The 325-nt window shown below is 64.9% G+C and carries 1 pseudogene; it reads left to right on the forward strand.

Features of this window, described 5'->3' with window-relative positions:
• Positions 1 to 325, forward strand: a pseudogene (locus AC1DLB_RS32505) (hypothetical protein); the annotation flags it as partial.

The following is a 325-nucleotide window of genomic DNA, read 5'->3' on the forward strand; positions in this document are numbered from 1 at the left end:
ACGAACTCGATAACAGCCTCACCGGCAACGCCGCCGCCAACTTCCTCGACGGCAAGGCCGGGGCTGATACCCTGGACGGCGGGGCTGGCAACGACACCTACGTGGTCGACAACCTCGGCGACACGGTAATCGAGCGCGGCACCTCGCTGAGCGAAATCGACACGGTGCTGTCGTCGATCAGCTACACCCTGGGCAGCAACCTCGAGAACCTGACCCTCACCGGCAGCGACCAGCTCGACGCCACCGGCAACGCCCTGAACAACGTGCTGATCGGCAACAGCGGCAACAACGTGCTGGACGGTGGCCTCGGCGCCGACGTGATGAT

The organism is Pseudomonas sp. 05N434 (assembly GCF_056396965.1).